The sequence below is a fragment of the Coleofasciculus chthonoplastes PCC 7420 genome, from assembly GCF_000155555.1.
Taxonomy (GTDB): Bacteria; Cyanobacteriota; Cyanobacteriia; order Cyanobacteriales; family Coleofasciculaceae; genus Coleofasciculus; species Coleofasciculus chthonoplastes_A.
Genome location: NZ_DS989851.1, coordinates 183,025 through 202,472 on the forward strand (window position 1 = coordinate 183,025; position 19,448 = coordinate 202,472).

The following is a 19,448-nucleotide window of genomic DNA, read 5'->3' on the forward strand; positions in this document are numbered from 1 at the left end:
AAACCGATAACTTATCAACGAAACCCGCCCTGATTAAATTGACAAAACAACGTCCTAATTCAAATTCTTGGGATTCCCTTGGGGAATTTTCGGGCGCACGTCTGTGCGCCCCTACGAACGAATTTTTATGATTACCTTCTTTAACGGCTTGATCCCAAAGACAACTATCAATAACAGCAGGGTAAAGAGATTCCCGATAATCTGATCCGGTTCTGGTACACTAGCGGTGTTTCCACTCGATGGTGTATCTGTTCCTTGATTATCCATTCCTTCAGGAGTCTCAACGGGTACATCGACTTTTTTACCATCCTTGCTATCGACTCGGATTTCTTCGGTAACCGCTACAAATGACGTATATTTGGACATTAAGCGATAATTGAGTGCTGTATCCGTCACCGCTTCAACTACCTCTGGCGTTTCACGACCATACATTTGATTCATTAATGCCTTAATCCGCGCCCGTCCCCACAGTTGCGCGATCGCACCATTCCCGCGTACCTCGTCAAAGTTCACATCTAAGCTGGTTTCGTAGGGTTGACCTCCCGCCACCGTGCCGCTAATCTTAAGTTTGCCATTCGTGCGATCGCCTTTGCGTCCAAATACGACTAAGGGCTGGTTGGCGAATAAATCCCGTACCTTTTGAGGATAGAATTCCGGCGCGTTTCCTGTCCCCTCCCAACTGACTTGGATATTCGTCAAGACGGGATTATTAATCTCTTGGAAAAACTCCTGGGCGACAACCTCCGCCGATTCATTCGGGGGAACCACTTCAGCGGTTCCGCGCCCCAATTCCGCTAACCGTTCAATTAAAAAGCGATTCGTCGAAGACCCCACGCCAAAACTATACAAGCGATTTCCTGGCTTGAGGCGATCGCGAATTTCAGCAATAATCTGTTCATCATCGCCAATTAAGCCATCAGTTAATAATACAACACTCCGCAACCGTCCCGCAGGTGCAGCCGGGAAATTCAATACGGTGTCAATCCCATTCATTAACTCGGTGCCGCCATTGGCATCGAGGCGATTAATATAATTGAGGGCTTTTTTCCGGTTCTGGGGTGTATTCGCTAACGGTTTATCCGATAACTGAGTCGTACTATTGGCAAAATCAATAATCGTAAACGTATCCTGGGGATTCAATCCCTGAATAAACTGGCGCATCAATTCCTTGGATTGGACAATGGGGGAACCGGATTGTGATCCAGAGGTATCCACGAGAAACACCACATCCTTGGGGACAATTTCATTCTGTTGATACTCAATCGCCGGGATTAAATAGGTGGCAAAATGACCCCCCCGTTCATCGGCTTGGGTTAAGACTGTGGCTTGCGTGTCTGCACCTGCGACTTGATAGCGTAAAATTAAGTCTTTATTCGGAATCGTCTCTTGATCTGCCAGTTCTACCCGTACCGTGGAACTCGTCTGTTGGGTGGTAACCGGATGAGAGGGCGATCGCACACTACTGATAGGTACACCTGCATCAATTTCGACGGTCACATCAATATCATGACCGGATCGTCCTGGCGGTGCAATTGGGGGATTAACCTCCGCTGCATAAGCCACGTTTGTCATCAGCGTTTTGTTTGTAGTCGGCGCTTTAGCGCTGCTGGCACTAAAGTGCTTACTACCAACAGAGTTTGTAGTCGGCGCTTTAGCGCTACCCACACTATTCCCAGCCGTATATCGCGGTGCGACTACCATCGGAAACGCAAACTCATAATCCCCGCCCTCAAATTTCAGGCTATCGGTATAGCGAATCGTTACCTGAATACTTTCCCCTGGTTTAATATTCGCCAGCGACTGAGTAAACACATTTGCCCGTTCTTGTTCTAATAACCCCGCCGTTTTTCCTGCTTTTTTCGCTTTCTCATAAATTTGCTTGGCTTCCTGGCGTTTCTTAATCACGCCGCGAATAATCCGATCATCCAGTTGAATTTCCATATCATCCACCGCCGCTTCATCAGGGAGGGGGAATTTATAGACGGCTTCTAAGGGATGATCAAAGGGATTAGTAAAGGTTTGAGTAACTTCCACCCGCGACACATTCCCAGTAATTTTTGTGGCGACTTGGGTATGTTCTAAAGGGAATACCTGCTGTTGTCCATTAATTGTGGCGAAAAGTCCCCCAGTTTGAGTCGATGATGGTGTTGGTGACTTCTCCTGAATCGGATTCGTAACCACTGGGTTACGGGTAGAAACCTGCTGGGTGACAGGTGATACCAGATACCGAATTCCCGCCCATCCCACAATCAATACCGTACTCGCCACCAACCATTGTGTTACCTTGCTTCCACGCTGAGAAGGGTTTAAATCCTTTAATACCGCTTCCGCCGACTGATAGCGCCGTTTGGTCGCACGTTGCAGCAGAGTATTCAGAATCTTGGCTAAGGGTTTACTGATTGACCTGTTCCCGTTTAAATAATCCTGCCATACCCAAGCATCTTCATGACTATCCAATAAATCAAAGGGCGGTATTTGCGTCAGCAGGTGAATACAGGTAACGCCTAAACTGTATAAATCACTGGCAAAAACAGCTTTTCCGCGCACCTGTTCCGGGGCGGTGTAGGCGGCTGAACCAATCACCGTTCCGGTGCGTTCCAGAATAGTTTCTGTGGCAAACTTGGCGGCGCCAAAATCCACTAAAACGAGATTGCCATAACCCGGACGACGAATAATATTTTCCGGTTTAATATCCCGGTGAATGACCTGATGACTATGGATAAACTGGAGAACAGGTAATAAATCGCGCAACAGCAGGCGGATTTTTAATTCACTGAAGGGTCCAACGCTGGCGAGTTCAGCGGCTAGGTTTTGTCCGTGGATAAATTCTTGAACTAAATACTGACGGTTGTCTTGGCTAAAATAATCTAATAATTGGGGAATTTGGGAATGATGTCCCAGCGTTTTTAAGCGTTGGGCTTCTTGTTCAAATAGTTCGGCAGCTTTTTCCTGATTCGTGGTGCTTGAGTGTTTGGGAAAAAACTGCTTAATCGCACAGTCGGGGTGATTGGGATTGGATTCATCCACGCCGCGAAAGGTTCTGCCAAAGCCACCTTGTCCCAAGGGATGAATTGCCCGATAGCGATCGGATAATAGTAACTCTGAACCGCAACTGTGACAACTGACGGCATCTCGCGGATTCTCTGGATGCTGACAATCGGGGTTAAGGCAATAGCACTGAGAGGGATGAGAGGCAGTGCTGTTTTCAGGGTTAGCGGTGGTCATGGCATCCAGTTCTCTAAGTCCTTGAGGTTATTCTAGCTGGTGAGAATGGAAAAAGGGGAATTGTAAATTACTGTTGCAATAATTAGAGTTGCTGCAATTTTTTTTTACAAAAGCTACCGTTGATCTAAGTCGTGGTGACATGTCTGTCCAGCCAAGACTGAAAATGACCAGGAGATTGTATGCCATTATACGCAGAATTACACCGTCATCTGGGGGGTTCAGTGGTTCCTCGGATTCTCTGGCGATATTTTCAACGCCAAACTGATCCGTTGACCCATAAATTTGCCGACTATGACGACTTTGAGGAATTTTACACGCGATCGCGCAACACATTAGACGAGTATTTGGAACTGCACACGTTAGTCGAACATGTGCAAACGGTGCAAACCTTACCCTATTTTATTTATCGCTTAATTCGCGGCGCGTATATCTTTGAGAATTTAGCCTATTTAGAACTGCGGTATACGCCTTATTTACGCACATCGGAACAATTGAGTCAATCGGAACGGATTGATCAGATGGCGCAGATTGTGGAGATTGTCGGACAAGCCAGTCAAGTCCAGGATTATCCGATGGTGACGAGTCAAATTCTCTGTATGCATGCGCGGCTTCCCTATGCGGTGAATAAGGCAATTGTGGATCTCGCTGCCCAAAGGAAGGATTATGTCTGTGGGGTGGATTTGGCAGGAGGAGATGCCCATTATGGGGAACGGTTAGCGGAATTTGTTGGACTCTATCAGTATGCGCGATCGCTCGGTCTGAATACAACCGGTCATCTCTACGAAACCAGCGACGGTTGTTATCCGGAACTGTTACCCTATTTAATGCGGATTGGTCATGGAATTCATATTCCCTTGAAGTATCCAGAGTTGTTAAAAGAAGTTGCCCAGCGCCAGCAATGTTTAGAAGTCTGTCCCACGACATACCTAAAAACAGGAACACTGGAGGATATTTATCAACTGAAAGTCGTCTTTGATTCCTGTTTCGAGGCGGGGGTGGATATTGCCATTTGTACCGATAACGCCGGATTAAATAATGTGCGCTTACCCTTTGAGTATGAAAACCTATTAACTCAAGATATAATTGATTTCGAGCAAATGCAAGCCTGTCAAGATGCTGCCTTTCGTCACGCCTTTGCTTGGCCCCATCAACAGCATCCCGCCTCTCTATTAACCGGATTGTTGAAAAATCCCAGAGATGAGGTTGTCGCCGCCAATGGTACGCCCAGAACCAAAGATTAAGTGGTAGATACCCGCTGACATAAATTAACACCCTGTAGGGGCGACCTGCTTGCATCAATTAACACCCTGTAGGGGCGACCCACTTGCATCAATTAACAACGGTAGTCCACTCAATTTGCTCGGGTCGCCCTCTCCTCCTGTTTAAGCGAAGATAATATCAAAGACAGTATCTCAACAGTTAACGTTAATTGTGTCCACCTACTTACTCAACATCATTAATAATTTTAAATTCATTCGATATACGTTCCGACAACGGTAATAATTCGGCTTCATTTACCGGATCAGATAATTGTTGATAAATGTCCCGAACTAATCGATACCGACCCGGAATGGTAGCGTCAAACGTAGGTGCAGTATTATATCCAGGCAAATAACCATAAACCTGATAAGTATCTCGGTATGTCTCTCCCGGAGGAATTTTCCAAGGTGGACTTAAACATTGATTCTCTACCGGAGAATATACCGTTACCCATTCCCCATCCCTATATTTTTGTAATTGAGGCGCAGATGGTTGGTGACAACCTATTAAATAAACAGTATTGCCTGTCGTATTCGTATATTCAGTTTCAATTGTCAATCCAACCCCGGCTTGAGGATTATTTACAATCTCGGCATAGTAGATTAATTTATCGGTACGAATCGCCGAGTTACCTATTGTCTGTGATGTTGCTGAACAGGCTACGGTTACACTTGCTAACGCTATACCCATCCATCTAATTCTCTGGTTTAATTTCATAGTCATGCCTACTTGATTTGCAAATAAGTAGTTGGACAAAAGAAAACGGTGCTATATTAAGTGCAAGTAAATCGCCCTCAAACCCTTACTGTTCCCTGTTCCCTGTTCACTCATCTCAACAGTTAACTTTAATTGACTTAAGCTATAAGCTAATAACTTGACTTATCGGCGGGTGTCGCGGCTAGCCACAGATAAAAACTCTGAGCCACTAGACTCATACCTTTCGGAAAAAGTTCCTCAATTCAACTGATTTACTTTCCTTGGTAAATACCTGGACATAAATTCTGTACGCTGTGACAACAATGTTAACAAGCCTAAAATCCTTATTTTTTCCTGTTCTCAAACGTTAACATTAATCAAAGTCCGACTACTTACAAGTGATACTGAGTAACCTCCTGTATGGCTTAAATAATTTTCCCTTAAAGTCCTAAAACATTCTGCATTGTTGCGCTTTTGTTTAGGGTTTAACCGGTGGGTAACTATCTTTAACATGTCGCATCACTTCTTGATAAATTTCACTGCTTACGCGACTACCCCGTCTAAAGTCTTCTAGCTTGGCATTATCCAAATAGAATTCAATGGTGAATTGAATTAAAGTAAACCCCTCATATTGGGATGTTCCCTTCATCCTAATTTTCGGTTCTTGCCGTTGACTTCTAGCTTGTTTAAATCGCTCCCGCAACCATTTCACTAAATCCATGACATAATCATCGAGCCGCGTTTCTTCCCGATGAGGATTACTAATTTTCTGAAAAACTCGTTGAAATCGTCGTTTTAACAGTTCAATTTTTCGCTCCCATTCGTCAGGTAAAATATATTGATCTTCATCGCGCAAATCTGGATCTCTTAACCAAATGCGATACCATTCCCGCACCAAACCAATTAATGTGTCTTGCGATTCATTTTCTTCTAATTCAAAAATAATCCGTTTAGTCTGCCGTATTGGCACAATTTCTAGACCCACTTCTTGAAGAATGCCATCATATTCTTGTTGTATCGTTTCAATTTCTTCAGCATTTAGACCGCCTTTTTCTGCAAATTGAATTATTACCATCAGAGCTTCTAAGCTGTCATGCATTTAAATTGGGTATTAGTAGCGAGCAAGATGCTCGCACTACAAGGCTTTCGCCATTATTGACATTAAGGTTTAAATGCCGAACAGCTTAACGCTTGCTCAATATCTTCGAGTTTGAGGTTGACATCATTTTCCAGACTTAGACGCTGACGACCAATTTATTTTTTATAGGCAAAATTTGTGCCTAAATTATCAACAATGTAAAACTTATCGATATGGCTTAACTTTTTTTCAAAATCTCCTAATGTATCCGGGTGAGCAAAAACAATTTCCCACATGAGATGCTGACTTGCCTCTAAATCACATTCCGGAGGTATTTCTATCGGCAATGCGTAGAAGTAATGGGGGATCGGGCGACTTAAATTGGTGATCAATTGACCTTGTAAAATGCTATTAGGAATATAAATTTCACTGCGGTCATCAAACATATAAAGTTGAGTGACGCGCACGCCAATTTTCCGCAGCATACCAATGGAGCCATTTTCTAACTCCAGGATGTCACCAAATTGAAATGGCGTATCAATCAATAGAACAATACCGCTAAAGAAGTTTGCCAAAATATCTTTAACTGCAAACCCGATAATAAACGTTGCCCCACCCAATGTGACCCAAATCCCAGTTAAATCAACACCAAAAGATTGGAGAACAAAAGCACTAGCCAGCAGAAAAATCACAAACGGGACAACCCCTTCAAGGAGAGGCAGCAGCACGTTGTCCCACATCGCTTCTGTTTGTCGGGCGTAATCTTTGAGGTAGTAGACAAAAACTTGAATAAATAACTGAATGAACCAATAACTGACTGCGATAATAATGCTGGCTGTCAGCAGGCGATCAAACCAGCCGATGGTATCCCCAGAATCAAGATCGGCAAAGGAAACCTTTAAACTGACCAGAATGAAAATGCTCAGGATGGGATAGGCGGAGACATTCAGGGTGACGAGGGCAATATCGCTCTCAAACTTCCGAAAAATGGAGCGCAGCCCATAAAATAGGAGGACATAAAGGAGACAGGCACCTAGGGCGGCGATCGCCAGCTTGCCGAGAATAAACCTAATCGTCTGCCAGGGAATGACCGTAAGTGCGGTGAACAGAATCAGAGTGTTGATGTTCATGGTTAATTGCCACGTCGCTAGCTTTTTGCTTCGCCAGTACCATGAACATGATATGATGATTAGCCCAACTGGATGCCAGTTGGCGAAGCGACTACCGATGGGTTGGATGATCCCCCTTTCGGATAAGATGAGAAAGTGCAAAGGAACCAAGTAACATAACTTGATAACGTTCTAGCAACTCGGTTGAGGTATACAAGTAAATGAACCAAGAAATTTTCGATAGAGTCAAAAAAATAGTTGCGGAACAACTGGAAGTTGAACCCGGTGACGTAACCCCTCAAGCTAACTTTGCCAATGATCTCAACGCCGACTCCTTGGACGTGGTGGAATTGGTTATGGCTTTAGAGGAAGAGTTCGATATCGAGATTCCAGACGAAGCCGCCGAACAGATTGCCACAGTCCAAGCGGCTGTGGACTATATCAGCTCAAAAACAGAAGCGGCGGCTTAATCAGCGGTTGTCTTCTCGACCAAGTTCTGCGTTATCGGGCAGTTTCCCTGTTTTATTGGCATCATGACAAACATTGAACTCAAGCGCGTTGTTATTACAGGTTTAGGCGCGATCACTCCCATCGGCAATACCCTGGCGGAGTATTGGGATGGACTTTTAGGTGGGCGGAATGGGATTAGTACAATTACCCGGTTTGATCCCTCTCGCCATGCCTGTCGAATTGCTGGCGAAGTCACGGGGTTTAATCCCCATGACTATATGGATCGCAAAGAAGCTAAGCGGATGGATCGCTTTGCCCAATTTGGAGTCGCGGCTAGCAAACAAGCGATCGCGGATGCGAAGTTTGTCATTAATGAACTGAACGCAGAACAGGTGGGTGTCGTTATTGGCACCGGGGTTGGCGGGATTAAAGTCATGGAAGACCAACAAGAGGTCTACTTGAATCGCGGTCCCGATCGCTGTAGTCCGTTTATGATTCCGATGATGATTGCCAATATGGCAGCCGGACTTACGGCAATTCATACCGGGGCAAAGGGACCAAATACCTGTACAGTCAGCGCCTGTGCCTCTGGCGCCCATGGGGTAGGAGATGCCTTTCGCTTGATTCAACGGGGGTATGCCCAGGCGATGATTTGTGGGGGAACCGAAGCCGCTGTAACTCCGTTATCCGTAGCGGGGTTTGCTTCGGCAAAAGCCCTGTCTACTCGCAATGATGACCCGGAACACGCCTGTCGCCCCTTTGATCGCGATCGCGATGGCTTTGTCATGGGTGAAGGGGCAGGCATTTTAATCCTGGAAGAACTAGAACACGCCTTGAGTCGAGGGGCGCGGATTTATGCCGAAATGGTCGGGTATGGCATGACCTGTGATGCCTATCATATAACCTCACCCGTACCCGGTGGTGAAGGGGCAGTCCGGGCAATGCAGTTGGCACTCAAGGATGGGGGATTGCAGCCTGAAGATGTCAGCTATATTAATGCCCACGGGACGAGTACACCCGTTAATGATCCCACAGAAACCACTGCGATTAAAAAGGTTTTGGGCGATCATGCCTACAAGATTGCCGTGAGTTCCACCAAATCGATGACAGGTCATCTGTTAGGAGGTTCTGGGGGCATCGAATCCGTGGCATCAGTCTTGGCGGTAGCCCATGACCAAATTCCGCCGACGATTAATCTAGAAAATCCTGATCCAGACTGCGATCTTGATTATGTCCCCAATCAAAGCCGTCAGCAAACCGTCGATGTGGCGCTATCCAATTCCTTTGGCTTTGGCGGTCATAATGTCACCTTAGTCTTCAAGAAATACAAACCTTTGTAGAGACGTAGCATGCTACGTCTCGTAGTGATTCGGGGATGAGTCAGTCGAAACGTTGCGAAAAAAAATATTGTGCGATCGCATCCTTTTTGACCGAAAACCATTGCGGTTAATCCTGCTTACACTTCCCAGCAATGGAATGAAGAATCTCCGTCCTTGTAGGGCGGAGAGTGTCAATTCATCGGCACTATCTCAGCCGACCCAACACCCCAATCGCCAAATTTTAGCCAAGCTTATACCAAGCAGTCTTGATCATCGATCCCCCTAATGGGATGATAAGTGTATCCTTGGGGAAAGAGTAACCCTCGCTTTACGGAAAAAATTTTGCGTTAAACCCTAGTTTCCTGGAGTCATTAGATAACACCTATGGTCGTTGCAACCCAATCTCTCGAAGAACTTTGTATTAATTCCATCCGCTTTCTGGCGATAGACGCCGTAGAGAAAGCTAATTCCGGTCATCCCGGATTGCCAATGGGCGCAGCACCGATGGCGTTTGTGCTGTGGGATCGGCTGATGCGGTACAACCCGAAAAACCCTAACTGGTTAAACCGCGATCGCTTTGTTTTGTCAGCGGGTCATGGCTGTATGTTACAGTACGCCTTGCTCTATCTGACCGGCTATGATGACATTACCCTTGATGATCTCAAGCAGTTCCGTCAGTGGGAATCCAAGACTCCCGGTCACCCAGAAAACTTCATGACTCAAGGGGTAGAAGTCACCACCGGACCTTTAGGACAAGGGATCGCCAATGGTGTGGGGTTAGCGATGGCAGAGGCACATTTAGCTGCCAAGTTTAATAAACCCGATTGCCAAATTATCGACCACTACACCTACGTCATTTTAGGTGATGGTTGCAATATGGAGGGCGTATCTGGGGAAGCTTGTTCTCTAGCCGGACACCTGGGACTGGGCAAACTGATTGCCCTCTACGATGATAACCATATCTCCATTGATGGTTCCACCGACCTTGCCTTTACCGAAGATGTGGGCAAGCGCTTTGAGGCTTATGGGTGGCATGTCCAGCATGTTCCCGATGGTAACACCAACTTGGACGCGATTCACAAAGCAATTGAAGCAGCGAAAGCAGTTACCGATAAGCCCTCCTTAATTAAAGTCACCACCACCATTGGTTTCGGTTCCCCCAACAAAGCCAATACCCACGGTGTCCATGGTGCGGCGTTAGGTGCAGACGAAGTGAAAGCCACTCGTGAACATCTGGATTGGAAGTATCCAGAATTCGAGGTACCCGAAGACGCCCTGAAGCATTTCCGTAAGGCAGTTGATCGCGGCGCTGAGTACGAAGAAGAGTGGAACAAACTCTTCACCCGTTATAAAACTGAATACGCAGAAGAAGCTGCCGTAGTGGAACGGATGGCTAGCGGTAAGTTGCCCGAAAACTGGGAGAAAGCCCTACCCGCCTACACCCCCCAGGATAAGAAAGATGCTACTCGGAATCAATCGGGCGCAACCCTCAACGCCATGGCTGGGGTACTACCAGAACTCATTGGTGGTTCGGCTGACTTAGCCCCTTCCAACAAAACCTTGCTGAAATCCTCCAAGGATTTCCAAAAAGGTGCCTATGAAAATCGCAACCTCCGCTTTGGGGTTCGCGAACATGGTATGGGAGCGATTTGTAATGGGATTGCCCTGCATAAGTCTGGCTTGATTCCTTACGGTGCCACATTCTTAGTCTTCACCGACTACATGCGGGCATCAATTCGCCTCTCCGCCCTATCCCACGCTGGGGTAATCTGGGTGATGACCCATGACTCCGTGGCATTAGGGGAAGATGGTCCGACGCACCAGCCGATTGAGCATATTCCTACCCTGCGAGCGATTCCCGACTTAATCGTGATTCGTCCAGCCGATGGCAATGAAACCTCTGGAGCCTACAAGGTAGCGGTTGAGAAGGCAAAACCTGCCCAGGGTTTAGCAACACCCAGTCTGTTAGCACTGTCTCGGCAAGGGCTACCTAACTTAGAGGGAAGTTCAATTGATGCTGTTGCCCAAGGTGCTTACATCTTATCGGATAGCGATGGCACACCTGACATCATTTTAATTGGCACAGGTTCCGAAGTTCACATCTGCGTTGATGCAGCAGAACAACTCCGGGGTGATGGCAAGAAAGTTCGCGTGGTTTCTATGCCAAGTTGGGAACTGTTTGAGGAACAAGATGAAAGCTATCGCGAATCTGTATTACCCAAAGCGGTAACCAAGCGGTTAGCGGTGGAAGCGGGTTCTAGCTTTGGCTGGTGTCGCTATGTTGGCGCTGAAGGTGACACGATTAGTATTGATCGCTTTGGCGCATCGGCTCCCGGTGACGTGGCTTTAGAGAAGTTTGGTTACACGGTGGATAATATCGTGGCTAAGGCTAAGGCGCTTTAGGGATAGTCATTTCGTAGGGGTACGGCACTGCCGTGCCTTACAATCAGAAAGGCTCTCTGTTTCTAGGGAGCCTTTTTCAGCGATAGCTTCAGCAAAGAAAGTTATCAAATTTGGTACTTATGTACTATTTTAGGATACTATAGTGCAGTACAACCCCTTATATTGAGAGGGGCTATGAAAGCAGAGCTTCTCAAGAGACTTTTTAGAGCGATCGCGAGTTCCGACACAGAGGCGATCGACAAGCTGACGTACCTAGTGATTGAGGAAGAGCGTAAGAAAGGACACACGCTGCTTGCTGATCAGCTAGATAATATCAAGAAAAAGAGCCAGAAAGATAAGCCGACTTCTAACGGCAAGCCAACCTCTGTTGTATCAGACAATCTACAGGCTCTCAGTGAACTGCCAACCAGTAAGCGATTCAATCTTCCCTTAGTTACTGTCATACCGAGGGAGAAACTGCGACATCAGATGGTATTACCTGAAGCGATTGAGAAACGTTTCCAGCGTATTGAGCGTGAGTATGCGGCAAGAGATAGACTGGCTCATTATGGACTACGTTATCGGCAAAAAATTCTCCTGTATGGTTTCCCTGGTTGCGGAAAGACGCTGGGAGCTGAACGTTTAGCCAGGAACACAGGTTTACCTCTGCTTAAAGTTCGCTTTGATGCCATGGTATCGTCTTTTTTGGGAGAAACTGCCAGTAATTTGCGCGTCGTATTTGATAAGGCTTCAGAAGAGCCATGTTTGCTGTTTCTTGATGAATGTGACTCTATCGCTAAATCACGACAGGATACTCAAGAAGTCGGAGAAATAAAGCGAGTTGTAAATACATTTCTACAAATCCTAGATGAGTACGAACCCTCTTCTGGTCTTTTAGTCGCGGCGACTAATCTGAACAAGTCTTTAGATACAGCACTTTGGAGACGATTTGATGACTTAATTGAAGTACCCTTACCCGGAGAACAGGAGCTAGAATTTATATTAAAGCAAACGTTGTCTGCTATTGAAGTTGGCTCAATTAACTGGTTTGAGATCATTAAGCAGATGAATGGTTTTTCTGCGGCTCAAGCTGTGAGAGTAGCACAAGATGCGGCGAAACGAGCGATTCTTGATCGAGAGGGGTTAGTGATTCAGGAACACCTGGAAGAAGCAATCAAAGAAATCAAGATTTATTAGAAAAAATTATGAGCTTGTTTGGAGAACTAAATGGTTGATTTTCCTCATATCCCGCTTAGATTGACCAGGGAAGGAACTGCTGTATTTACCTCTGGAGGGAGAAAACCAAATCCTCAAACCACTACAAACCTCAGTGATCGCTGGGGACATGGAAATAGACTCAAGAATTCAACAGCATCTATCGTCTCGGCGTGGCAAGATATTCAACAGAAGCGGGAGGAAGAGGAAAAACCTCCACTCCCTGATGCTCAACGGATTATTTTACAGATTGACCCTGATGCTTTTGATCCAGATGATTTGAAGACGTATGGTATTGAAGTAATTGCTGAATTAGAAAATGGATATATTATTGGTGCTTCAGCCGATTTAGAATTGAGTGATCTGCGAAATAAGATTGAGAAATTCATTAATGAGGAATGGGGTGGGAAAAAAGTTTCAGAAATATGGGATATTATTGAGGGATTTAAAAAACCAGAATATATTCTTTCTCCTGAACTACTAGCCCACTGGAACCAGGTTAAAGATGATCAGATATACATTGTTGATGTAGGTATTGCTTGTATTGGAACTAAGGTAAAGTTGTCTGATTATCCAAAGCGTAAACCCGATGAAAGTAATGAAAAATTTAATAAACGAGTCAATGATTGGCTTGACAAACGAAGTTTAACTTATGAAGAATGGGATGATTTAGCCGATGAAAGACAACAGGGTTTTATTAAATTTATTCAAGATGAAGCCTATAAGGGGCAAGTTATCATTTCCTTTGTCGAATCAAATATACCTCGACTTGCCAAATCACCAGATAGCTTTTCGTGTCGGATTCAAATTTCTGGTAAGGGGTTAAAAGATTTAGTTTTTAATTTTCCCTTTATTTTTGATGTTAGTGAACCTGATCAGTTTGCAGAAATAAGGCAACAAAGCGTATCTAACGTCAACGAACCCCCCTTGATTCTACAACCGCCTCAATCTAATGCTCCCAAGGTATGCATTATAGATAGTGGTATACAAGAAAGGCATTCACTTCTAAGAACAGCCATTGATGAACAAAACTCAAAGTCTTGGGTTCTGACTGGGAGTGTAGTAAAAGAGGGGAAGATCCAGATAGTTTCCTGGCAAGAGTTTTGAAAGAGTATGATGCTCCAGATGATGCAGAAAAAGGAGATAAACTTTTTAGTTGGACTCTCGGTAAAAGACAGAAAAATCATGGAAAAACTCAGGGTGTATCCAGAAGTGCAGGAACTCTTCAGAAAGATTGGGCTATGGTCAAATCTTATAATCTTAGAGACGCTTTCTGTATAGCAGTAGTTGGACATGAAGGCTGGAATAATGATCCAGATGCTAACGCTCCGTACTCTCTAGTTGTAAGTTTTGAAGCTGTAGAATCTAATATTCCGATTTATGCTGCACTCGTCGAAGCTCAAGTAGAACCAGAGATTGAGCTACAGACGGAAATTCAAGTAACGAGTAACCAGTGACGCGATCGCGCCTTGGACACTCAGCCGGATATAGAGTACCCTAAACTAAACGCCGTGGGCGATTTGACTTGTACCCAACCACCCTAATCGCCATGTCAGAGGAATTCCGCCAAATTTTCCCCACCCCTCCACCTGCTGCAGATATTTTTGCCACCTACCAACTCGCTCAAGAGTTCCACCGAGAAACGCAGTATCGGCAGGAATTCGAGTCCTACTGCCAATGGTATCGCCAAACTGCCCAAAGCCACCAACAGGAACTCCAAAAAATGCAAGGCGACATCAACCTGTTTAGGTGGTTCTGTCGCCGCTAATGATTCATAAAGTAATAATACACAGTCAACCATCAATGCTCATAATTCAATATATTCAATCGTTGGCGAATTCTGCTTTCTCCCCGTGAGCAAATAACAATTCATTTGCCCCTTCCCTTTGACTTGAATCGGACCGCGATCTTCAAAATGATAGCGATGCTTGAGGCGCTTATAGGTGTCTTCCGTTACCTGAATACTCCCTGGTAAGCCGTGGGATTCCATACGACTGGCAATATTTACCGTATCTCCCCACAAATCATAAATAAACTTTTTAATCCCAATAATCCCTGCAATCACCGGTCCAGTATGAATACCAATGCGAATACTAAAAGATTTCCCAGTTTCTTGACAAAATTGCTCAATCACCCGTTGCATATCCAACGCCATATCCGCGATCGCTTCGGTATGGTTGAGCATCGGCATCGGTAGCCCACCAACCACCATATAGGCATCACCAATCGTTTTAATCTTTTCTAAATGGTGTTCCTCAACCAGTTGATCAAACTCTGAAAAGATTACATTCAAAATCTCAACCAACTCAATCGGCGAGGTGTGAGACGCCAACTCGGTAAACCCGACAATATCGGCAAAGAGTACCGTCACCTCATTAAAGTGATCCGCGATCGTCCGTTCTTCTCGCTTCAGACGATGGGCAATGGGTTCTGGTAAAACATTCAGTAGTAAGTGTTCGGATTTTGCCGTTTCCCGATCCAATGTGGTTAACGCAGAAGCAAATTGTCTGGCAATAATTACTGCCGCAATTAATGCTACTAACACAGCCGCCACTAATAATACCGTCGCCGTCTCACTAGTGTCATTAATCGTTCGACGCGCTCGATCCGCCTCCGCATCTGCCAAGTCGATTAATTTATCGGCTAGTGCCTGTGCCTGTTGATCAAAATTGCGAATTTTGTCCTGAATTTCCTTGTCGAGTCGAACGATATCTTTAGCAACCGATTGATAAGCATCGAGATATCTTAATGCCTGTCTCCGTTCCGTTTCATTAAATTTAGCACTGGTGTTAATTTGCTCACGTAATTGTTGCGCTGTTTTAGTCAGTAACTCCATTCTTGCAGGTTCACGAGTGGATAAATATTCCTTTTCATAGGACTGCATTTGATTAACTAATCCGAGAAACTCTTGAGCCTCTGCTAGTTCCAAGCGATTCCGCAATAGAGTTAAATTTTGTTCCAGTTGTTCGAGTACACCAACATTATCAATTCCCAAATTACTCACCAAACCCACCGTTTCCTGGAAACTGCGAGAATATTGCTCAACAATTTCCACATACTCCACCAAATCCGGATTACTCTGCCGTTTAAATATCCCCCCCTGAACCTGAGCCAGAAGCTCTTGCAGTTGGCTACTAATATCGATAACTTTTTCAATTTCTTGGCGGTGTTTGTCGCGAAATTCATTCAGATTGGTACTGGAAAAATTAATACTGGGCCACCGTAAAAAGAAATCAATTTCCACGCGACGAGCATTACGTAACGCGGCATCCATTTCAAACCCGCGTCGTTGAACTTCAATACTGGTCAGAAGCACCGCTTTGGTCTCATTACGCATTTGCCGCAGAGAGACAAAGCCTGTCATTGACACAATACCAATCAACAACAGTAGCGCAATAAATGCCAACGCAAACTTGGTTGTGATGCTAAGTTTGCGCCCACCTCCAGTCAGGCGCTTCCATATCTTCATAATCCTTTCTTATTTAGTCCTTCGTCATTTGTCCTTAGTCCGAAGTCGCCTTTCAATAACCAATAACCAATGACCCAGCCATTAATTTGTAGAGACGTAGCATGCTACGTCTCTACTCAATAATCCCCCCCAGAACCATAGCGCCATGCATCCAGCCAACGGTGGTAATAGTATTGGGGGGTTGGGGGTAATTGATGTACGGGTTTACTCATGAATTGTCCTAATGGATATAAGCCACTGTAGACACCCAGATTTATGTAATGCACCATCCAATCTAACAGGGTGGTTAACCCAACTTGGGGAATCACAGGCGTCACCAGTCCGGGTTTAGTTAGGGAAATCAGTGTTAGAGTTTGGAATAATCCAGAAAACTGCACCACATCTTGCAGGAAAGGACGCAGTACGTCATCCCCCAACTGTGCCATTGTTTGAAAAACGCCACTCAGCAACTCATTGATTTGATTGGGGGGTATATTTTGCTCAACGCCCACACTCATTGCCCGTTGAAACATCCAGGTAACGGCAATATTCGGCTGATAGGGTTGCAGTAGACTCAAGGCGTCTTGGGTCAAAATGTCGCCGCTAAGGGCTTCCTGGATGCCTTCTGTTAAACGTTTGAGGTGACGCACCATCGAACCAAACCCGCCAAAACTGACGGGGGATTGAGCGCCACTGCTATCACCCACGGGCAAAATTCGATTCCAGGGCATTCTGATGGGGCTTTCTTTGTAGGATGGGAAAAAGCCAAATAACGCTCGTTTAAAATCAAGTTGCGACAGTTCCACCCCCTGATAGTCGGGCAATAGCCGGAAGTATTCCTCCATAAAAAAACCCAAACTGGGGCGTTGGGGATGGGCGTCGAGATAGCTGAATAAATAGGTGGTTCTGCCATCTCTGGCGGGAAACGCTTCCCAAAAGTATTGACACTGATTCTGAATGGGTGTAAAAGAGACAATTAAATCTCCTGTATCATTCTGGGTAAAGCCTTGAGCGCAACTACCCACAACCAGACAAACCCCTTCCGGTTTTTCCCCCTGTCGCACTTGTTTAACAATGGGAGAAAAGTTGCCCATCGCATCAATCAGTAACCGAGTGTTTAACCCACCCGCCGCCTCGACGCGCACTCCATCAGGATGAATCACCGCCCCCTCGAATGCCGTTTTTTCCAAAAGCTGACCCCCAGCCTCGATAAACTTGGACTTGAGGGTATCTAGAAGGAAAACCGGGTCAACGCCAATATTCAAGACATCCCGCACCCAGACATCCTCTCCCCCCAAAAAACTAACCCGACCTGGGTTATACTCAGATGCGATCGCGTCCTCTAATTCTTCAGGCGATAATAGGTCAAGTTCCAGGAATACCTCAAGTTCTGGGCGGGAAATATTCCACTCTTGATCCCTCCCTCGCAGAATTCCCCGTTCCAATAGGGCGACGCGCCAGCCTCGCCTTTGCAAAGCAGCACCCAGGAAAATGCCTAAGGTACCACCACAGATAACGATATCCCAATCGACGGTTCCCAAGGGTTCTTTTGATTCCTTAACCACCTGAGGAATCGACGTGGTATCGTCTCGCAACGCTTGCCAGAATTGGTCAGCCTTCCGCAAGCCTGCCAAGACGTCTCCCGGTAGTTGGGAAAGAATGTGTTCAGTTTGACTCATGACTCTCTCGTTTGGCACAGATGCTCCCTCTACATCCTAATCTGCGAGGGGCAGGAGGCAAGGAACAAGGCAATGATATAACGGTTCAGTAAAACATGACCGAGGCAAAATGACACTGACTTAAACGGGGTTCGTAGTAGGCACTTTAGTGCCAGTAGCGCTAAAGCACTGACTACAAACTCTCAAGTTAGTTGACATTCGATTTAAACGGGGTTCGTAGTAGGCACTTTAGTGCCAGCAGCGCTTTAGCGCTGACTACAAACTCTCAAGTTGAACCCTCAATTTCGTCTGTTCGCTGTTCCCTTGTTTTAAATCTGAAAAATGAACAAACTATTTTTATTAGCTATTATCGTTATCGGCTCTATGGGATTCGCGACTCCGGCTGTAGCCGAAACTAAAACCGCCGAATCAGGAAACGTTCGAGCTGATTTTTCCTATCAAAGCCAAGACTTTTGTTTAGAGTTCGCCATCATGAGAACGGGCTAAGAACCCGCCGAGTTGAGCTGTAACCCTGAAAAGTTCCCTGTTAGTTGCCCGGAATCGTTCCGGGCTTTTTAGTGGGGGCATGGGTTGTGCGATCGCGCTCGAATCGTCCTCTCCATCAGGTTTTGAGCCAAGTCCAAAAAATTTTTTGCTCAAACCCTTGACGAACCTGTAGTATATTTGTAGTATATACTTAAGAGCGAAGGTGAAAGAGCCAAACAGCTTAACTCCAAGCGCTCATACCGAACCTTGAAAACTGAATATGTAACACATTTTTTTATCAATGTGGGGGCGTAGCTCAATGGCTAGAGCAAAGACCTGTCGAGTCTGAGGTTGCGAGTTCAAATCTCGTCGCTCCCGCTATCTGGCTCCATCGTCTAGGGGACAAGGATCTCTGATTTTCGCTCAGAAGACACGGGTTCAAATCCCGTTGGGGCTATGACATTGATGAATCAGGTCAAGTTGCCAAGGAGTTGAAGGGAAATACTGACAGCTCCTACCTTGACCTTGAAAGGAAGCGGATTATTTGAGGGAGGGGAGTATAGCTCAACTGGCAGAGCAGGCGGCTTTTAACCGTCTGGTTGCGGGTTCAAGTCCTGCTGCTCCCACTCAATTTTTGGGAGTATAGCTCAGTCGGCAGAGCAGCACCCTCATAAGGTGCCAGTCGCAGGTTCGATCCCTGCTACTCCTACTGCTCCAGCCTCATCGTCTAGTGGTTAGGACGCTGCCCCCTCAAGGCAGAAAGAGAAGTTCAAGTCGCCTTGGGGCAATCTGGAGAGGTGGCTGAATTGGTGAAAGCACTTCCCTGCTAAGGAAGCATGGGGCAACCCATTGCAGCTACTCTTCGAGAACGCTTCGCGAACAAATCCTGCCATCCCGATATACCCCTGTGATGTAATTGGAAACATGAAGTATGTATAATACACAAGAGATGAAACAAGCAAAAACCAAGCATGGCATCTTTCTAGGGTGAGTTACACCCAATGTTAAGCCTGTGGACTGGTTAAGTGCCGTCACTGCCAGGATGAAGCAGGAAGTAAGCACCAAAGAAATCTATTTTTAGGTAACTTTGGGTAAGTCTTATGTAACGGATGAAGCAAGAGT

Annotated in this window: 15 protein-coding genes and 5 tRNA genes; 14 read left to right on the forward strand and 6 right to left on the reverse strand. The window is 45.7% G+C overall.

Annotated features, from left to right (window positions below):
* Positions 1 to 111 precede the first annotated feature (111 nt).
* Positions 112 to 3,225: a protein kinase domain-containing protein gene (locus tag MC7420_RS16635; RefSeq protein ID WP_006101681.1), complete on the reverse strand. Its 3,114-nt coding sequence runs from the start codon at positions 3,223 to 3,225 to the stop codon at positions 112 to 114.
* A 179-nt stretch (positions 3,226 to 3,404) separates the two neighbouring features.
* Here MC7420_RS16635 and MC7420_RS16640 point away from each other — a divergent pair, with 179 nt between their 5' ends.
* On the forward strand, positions 3,405 to 4,466 hold the full coding sequence (locus tag MC7420_RS16640) for an adenosine deaminase (RefSeq protein WP_006101736.1): 1,062 nt from the start codon (positions 3,405 to 3,407) through the stop codon (positions 4,464 to 4,466).
* 202 nt (positions 4,467 to 4,668) lie between these two features.
* On the opposite strand, the gene MC7420_RS16645 is transcribed toward MC7420_RS16640, so the two are convergent.
* From MC7420_RS16645 to MC7420_RS42585, 3 genes are all read right to left on the reverse strand, one after another.
* Positions 4,669 to 5,175 carry a hypothetical protein gene (locus MC7420_RS16645; RefSeq protein ID WP_006101850.1) on the reverse strand — a complete coding sequence of 169 codons (507 nt, stop codon included), beginning with the start codon at positions 5,173 to 5,175 and terminating at the stop codon, positions 4,669 to 4,671.
* Positions 5,176 to 5,659: 484 nt separating this feature from the next.
* Positions 5,660 to 6,256, reverse strand: a complete 597-nt coding sequence (locus tag MC7420_RS42580; protein WP_006101840.1) for a hypothetical protein — start codon at positions 6,254 to 6,256, stop codon at positions 5,660 to 5,662.
* Between the two features lie 179 nt (positions 6,257 to 6,435).
* The gene (locus MC7420_RS42585) at positions 6,436 to 7,389 is read right to left on the reverse strand and encodes a mechanosensitive ion channel family protein (RefSeq protein WP_006101772.1); all 954 of its coding nucleotides are present in this window, start codon (positions 7,387 to 7,389) and stop codon (positions 6,436 to 6,438) included.
* A 200-nt stretch (positions 7,390 to 7,589) separates the two neighbouring features.
* Between MC7420_RS42585 and acpP the strand changes: the two genes are divergently transcribed.
* The 7 genes from acpP (at position 7,590) to MC7420_RS16685 (ending at position 14,502) form a co-directional block, all read left to right on the forward strand.
* Positions 7,590 to 7,838, forward strand: a complete 249-nt coding sequence (gene acpP / locus MC7420_RS16655) for an acyl carrier protein (protein WP_006101784.1) — start codon at positions 7,590 to 7,592, stop codon at positions 7,836 to 7,838.
* A 63-nt stretch (positions 7,839 to 7,901) separates the two neighbouring features.
* The gene (gene fabF / locus MC7420_RS16660; protein WP_006101680.1) at positions 7,902 to 9,158 is read left to right on the forward strand and encodes a beta-ketoacyl-ACP synthase II; all 1,257 of its coding nucleotides are present in this window, start codon (positions 7,902 to 7,904) and stop codon (positions 9,156 to 9,158) included.
* Positions 9,159 to 9,521: 363 nt separating this feature from the next.
* Positions 9,522 to 11,540 carry a transketolase gene (gene tkt, locus MC7420_RS16665; protein ID WP_006101618.1) on the forward strand — a complete coding sequence of 673 codons (2,019 nt, stop codon included), beginning with the start codon at positions 9,522 to 9,524 and terminating at the stop codon, positions 11,538 to 11,540.
* Between the two features lie 174 nt (positions 11,541 to 11,714).
* Positions 11,715 to 12,716, forward strand: a complete 1,002-nt coding sequence (locus MC7420_RS16670; protein ID WP_006101841.1) for an ATP-binding protein — start codon at positions 11,715 to 11,717, stop codon at positions 12,714 to 12,716.
* A gap of 30 nt (positions 12,717 to 12,746) precedes the next feature.
* Positions 12,747 to 13,841 carry a hypothetical protein gene (locus MC7420_RS16675; RefSeq protein ID WP_006101828.1) on the forward strand — a complete coding sequence of 365 codons (1,095 nt, stop codon included), beginning with the start codon at positions 12,747 to 12,749 and terminating at the stop codon, positions 13,839 to 13,841.
* Positions 13,838 to 14,191, forward strand: a complete 354-nt coding sequence (locus MC7420_RS41545) for a hypothetical protein (protein WP_044207686.1) — start codon at positions 13,838 to 13,840, stop codon at positions 14,189 to 14,191. Before MC7420_RS16675 ends, MC7420_RS41545 begins: the two co-directional genes overlap by 4 nt.
* Positions 14,192 to 14,283: 92 nt before the next feature.
* On the forward strand, positions 14,284 to 14,502 hold the full coding sequence (locus MC7420_RS16685) for a hypothetical protein (RefSeq protein ID WP_044207689.1): 219 nt from the start codon (positions 14,284 to 14,286) through the stop codon (positions 14,500 to 14,502).
* Between the two features lie 39 nt (positions 14,503 to 14,541).
* Here the strand turns inward: MC7420_RS16685 and MC7420_RS41550 are convergent, their stop codons facing one another.
* Together MC7420_RS41550 and MC7420_RS16695 are read right to left on the reverse strand one after the other, a co-directional pair.
* Positions 14,542 to 16,203, reverse strand: coding sequence for an adenylate/guanylate cyclase domain-containing protein (locus tag MC7420_RS41550; RefSeq protein ID WP_006101757.1), 1,662 nt, complete (start codon positions 16,201 to 16,203; stop codon positions 14,542 to 14,544).
* A gap of 116 nt (positions 16,204 to 16,319) precedes the next feature.
* Positions 16,320 to 17,861, reverse strand: a complete 1,542-nt coding sequence (locus tag MC7420_RS16695; protein WP_006101760.1) for an FAD-dependent oxidoreductase — start codon at positions 17,859 to 17,861, stop codon at positions 16,320 to 16,322.
* 321 nt (positions 17,862 to 18,182) lie between these two features.
* On the opposite strand from MC7420_RS16695, the gene MC7420_RS39845 reads away from it, so the two are divergent.
* The 6 genes from MC7420_RS39845 to MC7420_RS39850 all read left to right on the forward strand — a co-directional run bounded on the left by MC7420_RS39845 (position 18,183) and on the right by MC7420_RS39850 (position 19,223).
* A complete protein-coding gene (locus MC7420_RS39845) occupies positions 18,183 to 18,347 on the forward strand; it encodes a hypothetical protein (RefSeq protein WP_157453197.1) in 165 nt (54 codons plus the stop codon).
* Between the two features lie 284 nt (positions 18,348 to 18,631).
* Positions 18,632 to 18,704 (forward strand) — tRNA-Asp (locus MC7420_RS16700).
* Between the two features lie 6 nt (positions 18,705 to 18,710).
* A tRNA-Glu gene (locus MC7420_RS16705) sits at positions 18,711 to 18,783 on the forward strand.
* Positions 18,784 to 18,879: 96 nt separating this feature from the next.
* A tRNA-Lys gene (locus MC7420_RS16710) sits at positions 18,880 to 18,952 on the forward strand.
* 10 nt (positions 18,953 to 18,962) lie between these two features.
* Positions 18,963 to 19,035: transfer RNA gene (locus tag MC7420_RS16715), tRNA-Met, on the forward strand.
* Positions 19,036 to 19,117: 82 nt separating this feature from the next.
* A tRNA-Ser gene (locus MC7420_RS39850) sits at positions 19,118 to 19,223 on the forward strand.
* Positions 19,224 to 19,448: the final 225 nt, after the last annotated feature.